The organism is Rossellomorea pakistanensis (genome assembly GCF_016908495.1).
In the GTDB taxonomy this organism is placed as follows: domain Bacteria; phylum Bacillota; class Bacilli; order Bacillales; family Bacillaceae_B; genus Rossellomorea; species Rossellomorea pakistanensis.
In genome coordinates this window covers 96578-113723 of sequence record NZ_JAFBDZ010000003.1, presented here as the reverse complement: position 1 = coordinate 113723, position 17146 = coordinate 96578, and the positions used below count along the sequence as shown (strand labels likewise).

The following is a 17146-nucleotide window of genomic DNA, read 5'->3' as shown; positions in this document are numbered from 1 at the left end:
GACACCACGAACTTAATGAACGAGCACTTACGTATTCAAAGCAGAAAAGTTATAATCATACATAAAAAAGACCCTGCGCAAAAGGATGTACCTAACGCTTCAGGGTCTTTTTAGAATTATTTTTGCATTGAACCATATAGTTCTTCAAGTGGTTTCATTATTACTTTATTCAGTTCTGTAATTAGCATGCTCATCCGTTGTTCTGCTTCCATTAATTTAGAAATTTTTTCATGTTGCTGTACAAGAGCAGCCGTTTTCTGAGCTTGTTCTACTTCTTCCTGAGTGATTTCTTCTCCACTCATTTGCTTTTGCTGGAGATTTAATTGGATATCTCTGAAGTTTTCAAACATACGTTGAGCCGTTTCATCACTATTCACTTCATCGTACATTTTCTTTAAATTTTCGAATTCCTCACTTTGACGGATTGCACTTTCAAGCTCATTCGCATGATCATACACATTTACTGACAAAATAAAACCTCCTAGTATTTGAAACCGATCCGGCTAAACTTACTTTTGAATCTGCTTCTTTTGTGAATCTTAACCATTACCCACTATAACAAACTATGTGATAGAATGCGAGGAAGTTCATTTGAATTATTGAAGGAATATCACGATGATCCCTTGTATTAGCCCAATGAGTCCTCCAAGAAGTGCTCCTAAGTATGTGATCATTTTCAACTCACTACTTGTTATTCCCAGCACCATCTCCTCGATCCGTTGTACTGAGAAAGTTTCTACTTGTTCTTTTACAACTTCTTCTAACTTAAGCTTTTTAAGAATATCCCCCATTCCTTTGGTGACTTTACTTGTTGCCATTTTAACCAAAGTTGGGATTAATTCTTCAAGAATATATGTCTTATATGGAGTTAAATATGCTTTCATACTCGTAGATAGGATTTTATCAATATCCATCACTTTTTTGACGGAGCTTTTTAGGAACTGTAAGATATCATCCTCTTCCACATGTTGAGATAAATCTCTCCATCTCAATGATTGTACTTTTTCCCACTCTTTTATAAGCAGTTTATACAAGATCTCTTTTGTTCCCTCATGCTTAATGAACTTAACTATTTCTGGTTGAATACGATCAGAAATAGAAGTATTCCCTAGAAACATTCCAATCATATTCCCTAGTGATCCCCGCTCTTTGAAGAAATCATCTATCATTATTTTGACCTTTTGCTTGCCTTCTGGGCTAGTGAAATATTCTTCTCCTTTATAGGAGATCCAGTTTACGATATCAGGAACCTTACCACTAATTTTTAGAAGAAATTCATCTGGAATGGTTTCTGAAATGGTTTTATCTTGATATTCTGCTTTGATTTGCAGATATTTTTTTTCTACAAAACTTTCTACAGTACTTTCAATCATCTTTTTATTAACAGAAATCCCCAATGTGGTCAGGAATTCGTCAACTGATTGATCCGTCTCAATGAACGGGTTCATTTCTTTTTGAATCCAATTTGTGATTTCTTTTTGAAATTCTTCATTTAGAAATTTTCTTTGGATTCCTTCCGGTGTTAATAAATGTTGAACAACCATTTTCCCCATCTGTTCTGCAAGCTCATCTCTTCTCTTTGGAATCAGTCCTGGAGTAAAAGGAACCCTCCATTTTCCGAAATAGATAGGATTATAGGGTCTAAATAACATTTTTATTGCTAGTGAATTCGTCATTCCACCAATAACAGCTCCAATGATTACCATAAAAAATATCGTTAACAACATATTCATTCCGTTCTTTCATCCTTCCTAAAAAACACGTTCATCACATTTTATCTCTCTCTACATAAAATGCTATATCAGCATTAGCCCATTTCAATATTATAATGTCAAAAATATGGGTTGTCCAAGTGGGGAATGTGTATGGGATTACAGTGCAAGCTCATAATTGAACAACTTGAAACAGATTTTCCATGTCTCTATATTAGTAAGGAGCTTTTTATTATTAATCAGGAAGGAAGTCTTTTTCCATTCTATTTTGGAAATGATTTAGAGTATGTAAGAATGTTTCAATTTACCGGAAATTCTTCCTCACCATTAATACTTTATCAGACGAAACGCTATTCTTCCATGACTTTCCCTTGCATCAATCTTAAAATTACCCCGGGAAAATCATTGCATGCTGGCCCTGTCATTGGGGTAGTGACCGATTGCAAACAAAAGGATGAATATGGTTTATCCCTAGGGGTTATGGATACTTTCTGTAAAGAATTCAGTCAATGGGTTGAAACGTGTGGAGGATTATTATTTCTTATTCATTTAAAAGATTTAGATCAATCACGATTAAGAGGGTATTCCTACAATGATGACCAAAAGATGTGGCTGCCTTCCATTATTCCACTTCCTGCAATCCTTTATAATCGGATCCATTCACGAAAAAAGGACCGAGAAGCCCAAATCTCTCTTGAAAGCTTTACGAAAAATGGAGTCATTGTATTTAATCAATCATTTTTATCCAAAATGGAAGTATACGATCAATTATTCTCATCAGCATCTCTACATCGATATCTTCCATATACAAATAGATTTACATTTTCTGAATTAAAGGAAAAAATAGGTGTCTATGGTGATTTATTCATCAAACATAAGGCAGGTAGCCAAGGTCGAAATCTAATAAGAATAAGAAAAATAGCTTCTAGCTTCAGTATCGTACAAAATTCGTTTTCTACAGAACGTAAAATTAATTGTTCTAATTGGAATGAGGTAGAAGAGCTTCTCGATAAATGGTGTCGTCCTCGCTCCGCCTATCTCATACAAGAAACGATTCCACTTAGTACTTATCAAGGGCAATCCATTGACTTTAGATTTTTATGTCACTTTATCCGTAATGAATGGAAGGTGACGTCTACCGTTGCAAGGATTTCTGGGAAGGATGAGTTTGTCTCAAATCTTTCTAGAGGTGGAAGAATAGAAAAACCATTAGTGCTTTTATCATCATTATTTAAAGGGAATCAGGTTCTTGAAACATATAAAAGGATGAAGGAGTTAGCAATTGCATCATGTGAAACATTATATAATAAGAGTCATCTATCCTTTGGTGAGCTAGGAATCGATATCGGCATTGATCACTTGGGGAATCCTTGGGTGATTGAAATCAATTCTAAACCATCAAAACAAAACTATCATGAAACGAACGGAATCCGCCCCTCCGTTAAAGCTCTTTATCAGGTATGTAAACAAAAGTGGTTAGAAAGGAGTGATGGAGAAATATGAAAACATTAGGAATCATGACATTAGATCCTTCGACAGAACATTCCTATTATAACGGGATAGCAAAAGAGGCAGATAACTATGATATTAAAGTGTTTCAATTCTCCCCCAATAAAGTTAATCCAATTCGTGAAGAATTCGATGGATATTATTTCAATCAACTTACTCAAGAATGGATTGCAGGCACCCATCCTCTTCCAGAATATATTTATGATAAAACGAGCTATTCTCAACACCCAGACTCTCTTAAAGCTAAAACGATTGTTCAATGGTTAAAAAATAAGCAGGATATTACGTTTCTTGGTTATGGACTTCCAAATAAATGGAGAATTCATGAGACTTTACAAGCTTATCCTTCTATAAGTCAATATTTACCTACAACTAAATTGGGTGAGAACGAACAGGATGTATTATCTTTTTTAAAGTCTGAAAAGGAAATTATACTAAAGCCGATAGATGGTGCTGGCGGATATGCGATTTATCATATTTCCACTTCAAAAGAACGGATCATAGTAAAAACGACAAAGGCAAATGGAAAAATGGTTGAATCACTATTACAACCTTCATCATTCTTACGTTTAACCAGAAGATTAATGAAACATCACACCTTTATGATGCAGCCTAGACTAAATAATCTTTCAAAAGAAAAACAGCCATTTGATTTAAGGATACTCCTGCAGAAAAACATGGAAGGTAACTGGAGGATAGCAGGAAAAGGGATTCGTGTTGGTGCCAAAAATGGAATCTTAACCAACATTAGCGCTGGAGCAAGATTTTTACACTATCATGAATGGAAGGAAAAGAATAAACATTTAGATTGGGGGAAAATTGAAGATCAATTAACAAATATTTTACTATTATTCCCTTCATTATTAGAAACTTCATTTGCTCCACTTTTCGAATTAGGGCTTGATATTCTTATAGAACCCGATCATTCCTTGTGGATTCTCGACACTAATTCCAAACCGGGACACAAGATCATAACCTCCCTTTACTCTGATCGAGTTACTGCATTATTTCATGCACCATTAAAATACCTTTCCAGTATGGAGTCGATGTTTGAACATCCTTTTTCAAGAGGTGAAATAAAATGAGAAAAGCCTACAAAATTGATTGGTTTGAGCATAATGAGGAGGTTATCTATTGTCCAAGAAGCATTGTAGATGAATGCGAAACTAAATTAATTAGTTTTGGTTCATTCCAAGAAAATGTCGTTTGTCTGCCTCACCCTAACAAACAAAATGTATTTGCTTTAAGTTACTCTTTGGCTAATCGCCTAAAAATCCCGAAATTCTTATCAAAAATCAATGTGTTTACTCGAGAGAACACCATTTATTTTGGACCATTAATCGGCATTTTTACCAATGGCTTTACAAGTTTCAAGCTCTCTCCCATTGGTCAAAGAAGTTCAATGTTCTCAAAGCTCCTCTCTGTTCAATCTTCCATTGGTGTTGTCCCATTTCTTTTCGGAGAAAATCACATTGACTGGGAGAACGGGGTTGTAAAGGGGCATTTTTATCATGATAATATGTGGGAAACCTATAACATCCCTCTTCCGAATGTTGTATACGATCGACTCCCCAATCGAAGAAGTGAAAAAGGAACACAATACAAAGAAATAAAACATCGCTTACAAAATCAATATGGAATACCTTGGTATAACCCTGGATTCTTTAATAAGTTAGAGGTATTTGAAAAAATTGAAAATCATCCCGAAGCCGCAGCTTTTTTACCGGAAACACATTCTTTACAATCTTTTTCACAAATCGAAACCATGATTTCGAAATACAGCACTGTCTTTATCAAACCGATAAATGGAAGTCTTGGTCTAGGAATTCTTCAGCTCTATTATTCAGCTGCTGAAGAGAATTATTATTGTCGGATGCAAGATAAAAAAGGGAAAAACAGACTATATCGCTTTTCTTCTCTTGAGAAGCTATGTACCAAACTCATCAGTCCTAAATCTTTTCATAAAATGATTGTCCAGCAAGGTATAAAACTAATTCAATTCGAAAAACGGAAAATTGACTTTAGGGTTCATACAAATAAAGACGAGTCTGGCGAGTGGCAAGTCAGTGCATTAGCCGCAAAGGTTGCCGGTCAAGGAAGTGTAACCACCCATATTCATAATGGTGGACTAGTAAAAAGTTTATCTGAGGTCTTTCCTGATGACGACCTCCGTCATCGTTCAGAAGCAATGTTAATGAAAACAGCTCTTTGTCTCTCGAGTGCAATTGAAGAAAATATGAATGGCTATATTGGCGAAATTGGATTTGATTTTGGAATTGATACAGAAGGAAATATATGGTTATTCGAAGCCAATTCCAAACCAGGTCGATCCATTTTCTCCCACCCCGACCTTAAGGAATTTGATTTACTTACAAGACAGCTGTCACTTTCGTTCGGGATATATTTAGCAGGACAATCACTTACTGCTACAGAGGAACTAGTCACATGAAGATTTATTACAATAAAAAGAAAGCCTTTTTCTTTCATAGGGATTCCAGATACTCTTCATTAGGTTTTGGACTGAACAAATATGTAATCTATAAACCAGAAGAAAAAGCAGATCATTCGTTTAGACTGGATGAAGATAACAAAAATTGTGGCCCCCTTATTGGAATTCTAGTAAGTCGGAATCCTGAGGGAAATTACCGGGGGAATTTTTCCTTTTTTAAAAAGCTACAGTGTGCTCTTCAAGAGCAAGGAGCTCTTTCGTTTGTTTTTACACCTTCTGATATTCATCATCAAACAATTGAGGGGCTGATTTATCATGCAGAATCAAATAAATGGCTAACCTGCACTCTTCCATTCCCACATTTTATTTATAATCGCGTCCCATCTCGTACAGCAGAAAATAGTCATGATCATCATATTTTCAAATCGTTTGTGGAAGAAAATCAGATTTCTTACTTTAACCCTCATTTTTTTGATAAATGGGATATTTATCAGGTTTTAAATAAAAGTAGGATCATTAAACCCTTACTACCCTTTACCGAAAAAATGACTTCAATCGAAAAGGCACAATTATTTTTAGAAAAATATAAGAAAGCCTATGTAAAACCAGTACTCTCATCACAAGGGAATGGAATACGCCTTATTGAACATAGAGCAGATGATAAAATCATTTGTAGAAGTACAACAAAAATAGAAGGTTTTTCTTCATTTGATAGACTTATTCAACATTATCATCACTGGTTTATTGAAGGGACCCACATTATCCAAGAAGCCATTGAATGTCAAACCTTTCAAAATCATCGCTATGATTTTCGCGTTCTATCTCAAAATGTCAATAATGAGTTTGTCGTAACAGGTATCGGGATTAGAAGCTCTGAGAGGCAGGAGGTAACTACTCATGTTCCCCAGGGAGGTAAAATTCTGTCCCTTAAAGCCGTAAATTCAAAAAAACAAATGGAAGAAATCCCTGAAATTGTAAGAATCTGCGGAGGATTACTAATGAACCATTACGGGTTGATCGGAGAGTTTTCCCTTGATTTAGGAAAAAGAAAAGATGGAGAACTAGTGCTATTTGAGGTAAATTCTAAACCAATGAAGTTTGACGAAGAAGAAATTGAAACGAATCGATTAAAACGTTTGGTTGAAGCGTTCCTTCTTCAAGCAAAGGAAAATCAATTATTGTATTGACAAAAAGTCTAGGGATGACCCAAAAAGAATCCGGAACCACACTTTAAAATAATTTGTTGAAATTGTGGTTCCTGACATTTAGTTATTGAGATTTTTTGACTTTCATGATGGAATATTATTTTAATGAATTATAAATCGTAGAAAACCTTGTACTATGCTCCATTTCATCCGTCATTGCCACAAAGAGAGGCTGATATGCTTGTTGTTTAGGGATATAAAACAGCATATCACGGTAAAACTCTGCTGCCTCCAATTCATCCTTTAAAGCGATAAGAACCCCCTCTTTAAAGGTTGTATACTCAACCTTATCTTGTTTATTTTCATAATACTTACCTGACAGTAGATAATGTAAGTATTGAAACATCTCAAAATGCTTTTTCTCATCCTCCATAGCATGTCCAATAAAATCTACAAATAAAGGGTTATTTGTTTTTACTTTAAGATCCTTGTAAAAATAAAAAGCTGACCATTCATTATCAATAGCCTTCTGTAAATTCTCTAAAAAATCCACCATAAATCCTCCTTAACCAATCCTCCCTTAAACTTATGAAAGTGAATCAGGAATTATGTCCACATAAAAGCTTTAATGTGTGCCAAGTACAATAAGGCGATTTTCTGCCTGTACAATTTGACCGTTTTGTACCTGGCACCACCCTCAAACCCGAGCAAACTAATCTTTTATTTTGCCATATCAGCAACTTTCATCTTTAGCAAAAACCCTTTACAATGAACGTTGAGGTGATAGAAGTGATTTCACATTTTCAATTTAAGAATATGTATGACAATAAACAGCTTCCAGGATGGGTGTTTACATTCTTTTTCAAAGGGGTCAGGTATGAGGGGAATTATCATAAAACCGGTGAAATTGAGTGGATTGGTCAATCCCCGAGCGAAGAAAATCAAGATTTCATCAAAAAACAAATTCATGAACTCATGCTCTTTCATGTTTACGAATAAAAATGTTTCCGAAGAAATTTTCCATAAAGCTCTATACATGAAGTCCTTTTGATCATCAAAAAATATCCTTAAGGAGATGATGAGCTTTGAAGGAAAAAGAGAAGGAATATCAATTTCTACCGGATACACAATACGAAGGAAGAGATCAGGTTTTTTTAGATGTCGATCGTTTTATTAATGAAGGCATGTGTGGCGGGTCTGTTCATATGAGAGAAGATTCGACTAACATTGAGGAAGCTAAAGAATTTCCTGAAGAAGCTCCTCCCCATCAATATCATTAAGTTAGAAGAAGGTGTTAGAAACCATCTCAGGGTATGAGGTGGTTCATCTAACACCTTTTTCACTTTGAAACTTCTCTATTTTTTCGTAAAATGAAAGAAACGATTAAAAGAGGGAAATTCATGTTAAAGCAACTTCTTAAAAAATATCCAAATTCGATACATTCCGAAAATCCAGTTTCATTTTATCCAAATGATCACCTTTGGCTAAAAGTCCATAATACAAAGCAATATATCGGAATTCCGAAAACAGATCTTACAATAAAAGAGACAGAATTACTTCAAACTCTATTTGAAGAATGGTGCCCTATATCAGAGCCTTTAAATAAGAACACCAACAGTATTATCTGGTACGAATTTCTTTACCAAGGGAATTCCGTCGATGTTCATTCAGACAAGCTGTACAGAACCATCCATTTTTCACTGAAAGACACCACTGATTTCTCTATTCTTTCTGAAGCAATGGAGCATCTTTTTTCTGAAAACGGTATTGTGATCTTTGAATCCGAATCAAATGGGTGCATTATTGAAGAACACTCACAGTGGAATATTACGGAAGAACAATTACTTTCTAGTATTCAAGTACTCGAAAGTGATTTATATACAGTTCCCCAATTCTTTATTGGAAAATTTTATCCATTTAACTCTTCTTTTATTTCCTTATTTAGAAAAGAAGAAGAATTATTTAATAATGCAAGAGAAAGACTTACAAGCAAACGAATACATAGTCTTGAATCGATTCTCCCCCATATCATTCTTGAAAAAATACCACTTGCCGAAAAAAAAGAATGGTTTCACAGTATTGAACAAACCTTTATTGAAGATCCCGAGCTTGTAACAACCATTAAAACTTATTTAGAGAATCATTCAAACACAACACAAACAGCGAAGGCTCTTTTCATGCATAGAAACAGTGTTCAGTATAGAATTGATAAGTTCATCGAAAAAAGCGGTCTCGATATTAAGAGTTTTCAAGGAGCTCTTACTTCTTATCTAGGGTGTCTTTTTTTTCAGAAGAACAACCTGCCCAATAAATAGTAAGAATTTTTGTGCAATGTACACATACTCGAATGTAAGGGCTTTCGTTAAAATGAATTTATAGATTCTAACGATTGTATAAAATAGGAGGAGATTCTTTTGGCAGAGTTAAAGCTAGAAAATATTTATAAAGTGTACGAGAAAAATGTAACCGCTGTAAAAGATTTTAATCTCAATATTCAAGACAAAGAGTTTATCGTATTTGTAGGACCATCTGGTTGCGGAAAGTCAACGACACTTCGTATGATTGCCGGGTTAGAGGAAATCTCTCAAGGTGATTTCTCTATCGATGGAAAACGTGTGAATGATGTGGCACCAAAAGATCGTGATATTGCGATGGTTTTCCAAAACTATGCACTCTATCCACATATGAGCGTTTATGACAATATGGCTTTTGGATTAAAGCTTCGTAAATTCGATAAGCAAGAAATTGACCGTCGTGTAAAGGATGCAGCAAAGATTCTTGGCCTAGAAGCATTGTTGGATCGTAAACCGAAAGCTTTATCTGGTGGTCAGCGTCAGCGTGTTGCATTAGGGCGTGCGATTGTCCGTGATGCGAAAGTCTTCTTAATGGATGAACCTCTATCTAACTTGGACGCAAAGCTTCGTGTTCAAATGCGTGCTGAAATCGCCAAACTTCATCAACGTTTACAAACAACAACTATTTATGTAACCCATGACCAAACAGAAGCGATGACAATGGCTTCTCGAATCGTTGTTATGAAAGACGGGATCATTCAACAAGTGGGATCTCCGAAAGAAGTATATGATAATCCTGAAAACGTATTCGTTGGAGGATTTATTGGATCACCAGCAATGAACTTCTTCAATGGAACATTGGAAGATGGTTCATTTAAAATTGGCGATGCTTCGGTTGCAGTTCCTGAAGGTAAAATGAAAGTTTTGCGTGAACAGGGATATGTAGGAGAATCGTTAATTTTAGGGGTACGACCTGAAGATATTCATGATGAACCTCTATTCATCGATTCTTCACAAGGTACGAAGATTAAAGCAGCAATTGAAGTTTCAGAGCTTACTGGAGCAGAAACAATGCTTTATTCACAATTAAGCGGCCAAGAATTTGTAGCTCGTGTCGATTCACGTGCAGATATTCAAGCAGGTCAAACCATCGATCTTGCCTTTGATATGAATAAAGCACACTTTTTCGATGTTGAAACAGAAAGCAGAATTAGATAAGCACCCTCACATATCTAATTACGGATAAAGAATATAACGGAGTTAAGCCTCAAATAGGCAACTCCGTTTTTATATTGTAGTAAAAGGGATATTTATAGGTTTTTCAACTAAGCAATTCGAGCATCCAAATAAGTGTAAACATTCCTCGTCTCCAGAACTCCTGGGTATTCCATCTGCTAATTGAATACTATCGATATCCATATAGGCACTATAATCATCATAATAATCATACACTCTGCCATAATCCATCAATATTCTTCCACACTGAGGACAGTTTTCTTTATAGTGAGAGACTCCATTACATAATGCACATGCCTTCATCTTTATCACCATTTTTCACATGTTTGTATAATTATATCCTCTCTGAAAAACAATGAAATATGTACACAAAACATGTTATTCATTAGGAAGAAATTCCCTCTATTTTTTTTGAATATAAATCCTCAGGATATCCATAATACTTAGTAACAGCGGGATTAACAGCTGAAAACATTCAATAAGGAGACTTGTAGAAGTCTTAATTCTTGATTACTGGGTTACACCATAATAGATGGTCACTACAATGTAGCGAGTTGGTGCAATTCCAACTAACCCAACCAAAAAACTATATTACACAACAAGGAGATGACAGAACATGCCACAACAACAACAATCTCGCGGCAATTCTTCTAACCAATTAGTTGCACCAGGAGCACAAGCAGCTATCGATCAAATGAAGTTTGAAATCGCTTCTGAGTTCGGCGTACAACTTGGACCAGATGCTACATCTCGTGCAAACGGATCTGTAGGTGGAGAGATCACTAAGCGTCTTGTACAAATGGCTGAGCAACAATTCGGCGGACAAGCTTAATTAAAAAAATTGAATAACATGACTCGAGCCCTTGACTTTTCGTCAAGGGCTTTCCTTTAATGAGATTAATCTGGTAAATTCACCATTTTCAATGGATTAATCCATTCCTCATATTGTTTCTCGGTGAGATAACCTGTTCTTAAAGCGGCTTCTTTCAAGGTTAGTTTTTCCCGGTGAGCTAATTTAGCAATTTCTGCTGCTTTTTCATACCCAATATACGGATTTAGAGCCGTGACAAGCATGAGTGAATGGTTAACGAATTTCTCGATTACTTCTTCATTCACTTCGATTCCTGCTGCGCATTTCTCATCAAAAGATTTAATTCCATCTGAAAGTAACCGGACTGATTGAAGAAAATTATGGATAATCACAGGTTTAAATACATTTAGTTCAAAATTCCCCTGACTTGCTGCAAACCCAATGCTGGCATCATTTCCAAAAACCTGAACAGATACCATTGTCAACGCTTCACTTTGGGTGGGGTTGACTTTACCTGGCATTATTGAACTTCCTGGTTCATTTGCAGGAAGGATGATTTCACCAATCCCGCTTCTCGGTCCACTTGCAAGCCAGCGAATGTCATTGGCAATCTTCATAACATCTGCTGCTAACCCCTTTAAGGCGCCGTGAACGTGCACGATTTCGTCATGTGAGGTTAATGCATGGAATTTATTATCTGAGGATACAAATGAGTAACCTGTTTGTTTGGCTAATTGATTCGCTACTTTATCACCAAATGAAGGGTCAGCGTTTATTCCGGTTCCAACAGCTGTCCCGCCTATTGCGAGATTTAATAAATGTTTACTACTTTCTTTAATCATTCGAAGGGATTTTTCGACCATTGCTCTCCAGCCACTGATTTCTTGACCAAGAGTTAATGGTGTAGCATCTTGTAGATGTGTTCGCCCAATCTTTATGATTCTCATAAATTCTTGCTCTTTTTGATTTAATGTCTGTTGGAATTGATTTACAGATGGATAAAGAGATTCATTCATTTCCTTAACAGCTGCAATATGCATGGCTGTCGGAAAGGTATCATTGGAGCTTTGGGACATATTGACATCATCATTTGGATGAACTTTTTCGGTCGACCCGATTTCTTTAAGAATTTGATTTGCTCGATAAGCTACCACTTCGTTGACATTCATATTGGATTGGGTACCACTTCCTGTTTGCCAAACAACTAATGGGAAATGCTCGTCTAATTTCCCCTCTATGATCTCATCACAAGCTTTTGTAATGCTCTTCATCTTTTCAGACGACAACTTACCAAGATCTTGATTGACAATGGCTGCTGCCTTTTTTAATTGTGCAAAAGCATATGTGACTTCTAAAGGCATTCTTTCTTGGCTTATTTTAAAATTGTCGAGACTTCTTTGTGTTTGTGCCCCCCAATATTTTTCAGAGGGGACATTTATTTCACCAATAGTGTCTTTTTCCACTCTATAATTCATGCATTCTCCTCCTTTACTTTTACATACTTTATATTGTTCCACAAATCACCATTCGTTAATCTATTTCTAATTTCTTTTCATCCATTTAGGACTTTCCCATTTTCCTATCGTTTTACCGTTTACACTGTAGATTTCTCCTGATTCAAAATCAGCTCGGTTAAGAATAATGTCTTTGATAAAATAAGCGACATCGTTTGCCATCCCAATTTCCCAGTATGGGTCGAGTTGTTCTCCTTTTTCCTCCGCCTTTTTTCTCGCTTTCTCAACATGTGGAATGGTCATATCTGTTAAAGCAGCAGGTGCGATTGCTACAACTTTGATGTTCATTCTTTTTAGTTCTTTTGCTAAGGTTTTTGTCATTCCTATGATGCCAGCTTTTGCGGCACTATAATTTAGTTGACCAATAGAACCTTCCACTCCCGCTAAAGAAGTCATATTCATGATCATGCCGCCTCCCTTGGATTTCTGATAATCGATAAAGGCTTTTGTACATGAAAACGTTCCTTTTAGATGGACATCAATAACAGAATCCCAGTCTTCTTCTGCTAATCGATGAGTCATTTGATCCTTAACATTTCCTGCATTATTAATTAAAACATCCACCCCTCCAAATGCTTTCACTGCTTCTTTAACAAGCATTCTTCCAGTAGACATTTCTTGAACTCTGCCAGGTACTCCAATAGCGGTATGTCCTAAAGCTCTTAACTCATTTACTACATTATTAACCTCTTCCGAATTTGTTCCATTTACAACGATTTTCGCTCCATCTTTTGCGAGTTCTAAAGCAATGCTTTTTCCAATTCCCCTAGTGGAGCCTGTTATGATTATGACACGATCTTTTAGCATGAGCATCCCTTCCCAAACTACATTTTCTTTATTCCTCGATCTCCTTAAATAAAGCAGCAAGCCCCATGCCGCCACCAATACCTAAGGTGGCGATTCCGTATCGGTCCTTTCTTCTTTTCATTTCATAAAATAATCTTGTTACAAGAATGGCTCCTGATGCTCCATAAGGATGACCTAGCGCAATCGCTCCTCCGCCTCTATTGACCTTTTCTTCATTTATATTTAATTCTTTCAATGAAGCAAGAACTTGAGAGGCGAAAGCTTCATTAAACTCTATTGTGTCAATATCTTCGATCGTTAAATTTTCTTTTTCTAAAAGAGTTTGAACAGCAGGAATTGGTCCGATTCCTAATAGATTTGGATCTACTCCTTTGACAGAGCTATTAACAAACTGTATTGTCGGCTTGATTCCTAACTCAACACACTTTTGTTTAGACATTACAAGGACAATGGCAGCGCCATCATTAATTGGACAGGCATTCCCTGCAGTGACGGTACCATTTGATTTGAAAACAGGTGGAAGGCTTTGAAGTTTATCAAAGGATGTATTCTGCCTCGGACATTCATCACGAGAGGTTTCACCAACCAATACAATTTCATCTTCAAACCTTCCATTTTCTAAGGATTTAACAGCTTTTTGATGACTTAATAAGGAATATCGATCTTGATCATCCCTTGAGATTGCATATTTCTCTGCTACATTTTCAGCCGCTACCCCCATTTCAGGATCACCAATTTCATCTGGTGAAAATCGCGCTCTTGTAAACATTTTCGGTGGTAATGGACTATAGGAATTAGCAGGTTTTTCAATTTTCCATGGGGCTTTACTTGTACTTTCTACCCCACCGGCTAAATAAATGTCTCCAGCGCCTGCCTGGATAAAACGGCATGCTGTCACGACGGCTTCTAATCCTGATCCACATTGACGATCTAATGTTAGACCTGAAACAAATAGGGGTAAGCCTGCCGTTAATGCTGAAAGTCTTGCCAAATTCCCACCAGGTCCAACCGTGTTTCCTAGGATGACATCATCAATGGAATTTGCTATGAAGGGATATTCATGAATAATCGATCGAATAACCTTGGCTGTTAGGTCTTCTGGACCATAATCCTTTAGTATTCCTCCGATCTTACCGATTGGAGTTCTTTTAGCTGTTATGATGACGGCTTCATTCATGTATCTTCCTCCATTTCCCTTCGTATGGCTTGACGATCAATTTTTCCACTTTTTGTGTAATGAAAACTTTCCCTTGAAATAAATTGTTTTGGACACTTATAGGAAGAAAGGTGTGTTTGACAATAATTCTTTATTTCTTCAACTGTTTTACGTTGATCTTGATTTTTCCATTCGATTAGAGCGACAACCTTTTCTCCCCAATAATCATCTTCTACTCCAATAACAACAACTTCATTGATTTCATCCATTCCTTTTAATACGGATTCTATTTCCTCAGGATATATTTTAAGTCCTCCACTTTTCAGCATATTACTACTCCGTCCCACTAAGGTAAGATTTCCATTCTCTTCTAAGCAGCCAATATCCCCGACAGTTGCTCCAAACTCAGAGAGTACTTTTCTCGTTTCTTCATCATTATTAATATAGCCAGTAAATAGCATCGGACTATTAACAAACACTTCCCCTACTTGACCTTCCTTACAATTCATTCGTTTTTCATTTAAAATAGACACGTTCACATTAGGAAATAGCTTACTTGAGCCTGAAACTTCTTTGGTTAATTCTTTATATGATACAAAACTAAGCTCAGATGCTCCATAATACTCATACAATTGTGCCATTGGAAACATATTTTTTGCATGGGTAATCGAGTTTTGTGGCCAGCCTGCGCCTGAAACGATCATTCTTTTTACTCTAGTATTAATGTTTGATTGATTCGATCTTGTGATCCCCTCGACCATCGTCGGTACCCCAACAAATACATCCACCTTTTCTTCTGTCATCCAGCGATATAAATCAATTGGATCAAATTGGGGTGAGACGTACAAAGTTGCCCCCATATGTATCGTATGAACACTTGTAAACAAGCTAAGAGAGTGACAAAGAGGACCTGGTGAAATCATTGATTGAGTTGAATTTAAATCAAATACATTTTCATAAACGTTGAAGCTCTCAAGCCATGAACGATGATTTCTAATAAACCCTTTTGGTTTCCCAGATGAGCCTGATGTAAACCCAATATAAAAAAGATTATCCAAAGTCAAAAATGGTTTTATGTCTTCATTCCTCTCTTGTTGTCTTGTTAATTGATCAAAGTTAATAACGGAAAGAGCTTCACTATGCTCAATATTATGAGAAGTGATAAGAAGATCTGGTTTTGAAATCGTAAGGGCATGATCCCGTTCATTTTTCGTCCACTTTGGATCGAGTGGTACAGCGATACAACCGTTTCGAATAATCGCAAAAAATAAGTGTAAAAAATTTGTATCATCGTCCATTAATAGAGCAACTTTTTTTCCCTTTTTTGCAATTGAATAAAGCTTTTTTTGTAAAGTTATCACAATACGGGTAAACTCTCCGTATGTTATGACTTTTTCTTTTGAAACAATCGCAGGTTTCTCGTTCTGCTCTATACTAAATGTTTCTAGATGATCTCCAATAAACATGTCCGTAGCTCCCCATCTATGCTATTTTTCTCTAATTCTATCAAATCATGAATGGATGTCCTAAGCAAGAAAGCGTAAAAAAAGAAGCTCCCAATAGAGTTGGGAATCAAATTGTATTCATCAACATAGATTTCTCTAGATGATAAAGAGGTGATCCCTACACATTAATTTGGGTTAGCTTCTACTAAATCTATTCAAAAGTCTTAAGCGGCTCGTTGTTCTTTGTGTAATTTTGCAACAGGTGCTGTTTTATGGAGTTGCAGCGCTAGCATTCCTGATAATACAGCTTTCACGGCATCACCTGGAATGTAAATAAGGGCAGAATTAGCGGCAACCCACCAGCTCATATCAGATACAAAGGCTAAATACGAGATTCCACCTAAATAAACGACCAGGATTCCTCCAATAAAATTGAACAAAATCATATTCCATAATTTCAGTTTATCTCTAAAGCGATCCACAAAGAAACCGATAACTAAAGCGGCAATTGGCCATGAAAGAATATACCCTCCACTTGGTCCAATCAGTGTCGGTATTCCCCCTCTGCCACCCGATAGAATGGGCGCACCAATGGCAACAAGTAACACAAAAATACTTAAGGAAATTCCACCTAATCGTGCTCCTAGAACTGCGCCGGCTAACATAACCCCAAAGGTTTGAGCGGTAATCGGCACGGGTGTAAAAGGAAGCGTAATCGGTGGAAATACCCCTAATGCAGCAACAATAGCTGCGAACATAGCTGCTAATATCATATCTCTAAGCCTCATCAAACCAGAACCCCCAATAATTATCTATGTTCAAAATATATAGGGTAGAAGGATTATTGTCAACCACTTTCGCAAGTAGGTTTACTTAGTTGAGGGGATTACATTTGAGTCTGGGAGATCAAAAGAATAGAAAGTTGTTGAGAATCACTGAATGTTGTGACTTTTATTGAGGTCATAATGTTGATTTATGTACTTAATCTGATCATAACCGAACTGGAGACGTATATATTTGAATTCGAGTTCATAGACAAAATCGATAATATTAGTTCTTCGAAGATTA

The 17146-nt window shown here is 36.3% G+C and carries 18 protein-coding genes; 9 read left to right on the top strand and 9 right to left on the bottom strand.

Going from position 1 to position 17146, the window contains the following annotated elements:
* Positions 1-116 precede the first annotated feature (116 nt).
* Both JOC86_RS14455 and JOC86_RS14450 read right to left on the bottom strand, forming a co-directional pair.
* Entirely contained in the window at positions 117-470 is a 354-nt protein-coding gene (locus tag JOC86_RS14455; RefSeq protein ID WP_205173633.1) for a YlbF/YmcA family competence regulator, read from the bottom strand.
* A 126-nt stretch (positions 471-596) separates the two neighbouring features.
* On the bottom strand, positions 597-1733 hold the full coding sequence (locus tag JOC86_RS14450; protein ID WP_205173632.1) for a DUF445 domain-containing protein: 1137 nt from the start codon (positions 1731-1733) through the stop codon (positions 597-599).
* A gap of 132 nt (positions 1734-1865) precedes the next feature.
* On the opposite strand from JOC86_RS14450, the gene JOC86_RS14445 reads away from it, so the two are divergent.
* Genes JOC86_RS14445 through JOC86_RS14430 form a run of 4 tightly spaced genes read left to right on the top strand, consistent with a single transcriptional unit; the run spans position 1866 to position 6857 of the window.
* Positions 1866-3215, top strand: coding sequence for a YheC/YheD family endospore coat-associated protein (locus JOC86_RS14445; RefSeq protein WP_205173631.1), 1350 nt, complete (start codon positions 1866-1868; stop codon positions 3213-3215).
* Positions 3212-4306 carry a YheC/YheD family endospore coat-associated protein gene (locus JOC86_RS14440; protein ID WP_205173630.1) on the top strand — a complete coding sequence of 365 codons (1095 nt, stop codon included), beginning with the start codon at positions 3212-3214 and terminating at the stop codon, positions 4304-4306. The genes JOC86_RS14445 and JOC86_RS14440 overlap by 4 nt, the downstream gene beginning before the upstream one ends.
* A complete protein-coding gene (locus JOC86_RS14435) occupies positions 4303-5670 on the top strand; it encodes a YheC/YheD family endospore coat-associated protein (RefSeq protein ID WP_205173629.1) in 1368 nt (455 codons plus the stop codon). The genes JOC86_RS14440 and JOC86_RS14435 overlap by 4 nt, the downstream gene beginning before the upstream one ends.
* Positions 5667-6857 (top strand): YheC/YheD family endospore coat-associated protein, encoded by a 1191-nt coding sequence (locus tag JOC86_RS14430; protein WP_205173628.1) that lies wholly within the window; start codon positions 5667-5669, stop codon positions 6855-6857. Before JOC86_RS14435 ends, JOC86_RS14430 begins: the two co-directional genes overlap by 4 nt.
* A gap of 115 nt (positions 6858-6972) precedes the next feature.
* Here JOC86_RS14430 and JOC86_RS14425 read toward each other — a convergent pair whose 3' ends face one another.
* Complete coding sequence (locus JOC86_RS14425; RefSeq protein WP_239587623.1) at positions 6973-7368, bottom strand: ferritin-like domain-containing protein; 396 nt, start codon at positions 7366-7368, stop codon at positions 6973-6975.
* Positions 7369-7604: 236 nt separating this feature from the next.
* On the opposite strand from JOC86_RS14425, the gene JOC86_RS14420 reads away from it, so the two are divergent.
* The 4 genes from JOC86_RS14420 to JOC86_RS14405 all read left to right on the top strand — a co-directional run bounded on the left by JOC86_RS14420 (position 7605) and on the right by JOC86_RS14405 (position 10327).
* Positions 7605-7814 (top strand): DUF5342 family protein, encoded by a 210-nt coding sequence (locus JOC86_RS14420; RefSeq protein ID WP_205174228.1) that lies wholly within the window; start codon positions 7605-7607, stop codon positions 7812-7814.
* A gap of 86 nt (positions 7815-7900) precedes the next feature.
* On the top strand, positions 7901-8095 hold the full coding sequence (locus tag JOC86_RS14415; protein ID WP_205173626.1) for a hypothetical protein: 195 nt from the start codon (positions 7901-7903) through the stop codon (positions 8093-8095).
* A 120-nt stretch (positions 8096-8215) separates the two neighbouring features.
* Positions 8216-9130, top strand: a complete 915-nt coding sequence (locus JOC86_RS14410) for a PucR family transcriptional regulator (RefSeq protein ID WP_205173625.1) — start codon at positions 8216-8218, stop codon at positions 9128-9130.
* Positions 9131-9229: 99 nt separating this feature from the next.
* On the top strand, positions 9230-10327 hold the full coding sequence (locus JOC86_RS14405; protein WP_205173624.1) for an ABC transporter ATP-binding protein: 1098 nt from the start codon (positions 9230-9232) through the stop codon (positions 10325-10327).
* A 69-nt stretch (positions 10328-10396) separates the two neighbouring features.
* Here the strand turns inward: JOC86_RS14405 and JOC86_RS14400 are convergent, their stop codons facing one another.
* The gene (locus JOC86_RS14400; protein ID WP_239587621.1) at positions 10397-10660 is read right to left on the bottom strand and encodes a hypothetical protein; all 264 of its coding nucleotides are present in this window, start codon (positions 10658-10660) and stop codon (positions 10397-10399) included.
* A 301-nt stretch (positions 10661-10961) separates the two neighbouring features.
* Here JOC86_RS14400 and JOC86_RS14395 point away from each other — a divergent pair, with 301 nt between their 5' ends.
* Positions 10962-11177, top strand: a complete 216-nt coding sequence (locus JOC86_RS14395) for an alpha/beta-type small acid-soluble spore protein (protein ID WP_205173623.1) — start codon at positions 10962-10964, stop codon at positions 11175-11177.
* Positions 11178-11242: 65 nt separating this feature from the next.
* On the opposite strand, the gene fumC is transcribed toward JOC86_RS14395, so the two are convergent.
* The 5 genes from fumC to JOC86_RS14370 all read right to left on the bottom strand — a co-directional run bounded on the left by fumC (position 11243) and on the right by JOC86_RS14370 (position 16866).
* Complete coding sequence (gene fumC / locus JOC86_RS14390; protein ID WP_205173622.1) at positions 11243-12631, bottom strand: class II fumarate hydratase; 1389 nt, start codon at positions 12629-12631, stop codon at positions 11243-11245.
* A gap of 66 nt (positions 12632-12697) precedes the next feature.
* Positions 12698-13477, bottom strand: a complete 780-nt coding sequence (locus JOC86_RS14385) for an SDR family NAD(P)-dependent oxidoreductase (RefSeq protein WP_205173621.1) — start codon at positions 13475-13477, stop codon at positions 12698-12700.
* Between the two features lie 28 nt (positions 13478-13505).
* On the bottom strand, positions 13506-14654 hold the full coding sequence (locus tag JOC86_RS14380) for a thiolase family protein (RefSeq protein WP_205173620.1): 1149 nt from the start codon (positions 14652-14654) through the stop codon (positions 13506-13508).
* Positions 14651-16099, bottom strand: a complete 1449-nt coding sequence (locus tag JOC86_RS14375; protein WP_205173619.1) for an AMP-binding protein — start codon at positions 16097-16099, stop codon at positions 14651-14653. Before JOC86_RS14375 ends, JOC86_RS14380 begins: the two co-directional genes overlap by 4 nt.
* Positions 16100-16302: 203 nt before the next feature.
* Entirely contained in the window at positions 16303-16866 is a 564-nt protein-coding gene (locus JOC86_RS14370; protein WP_205173618.1) for a biotin transporter BioY, read from the bottom strand.
* Positions 16867-17146 lie beyond the last annotated feature (280 nt).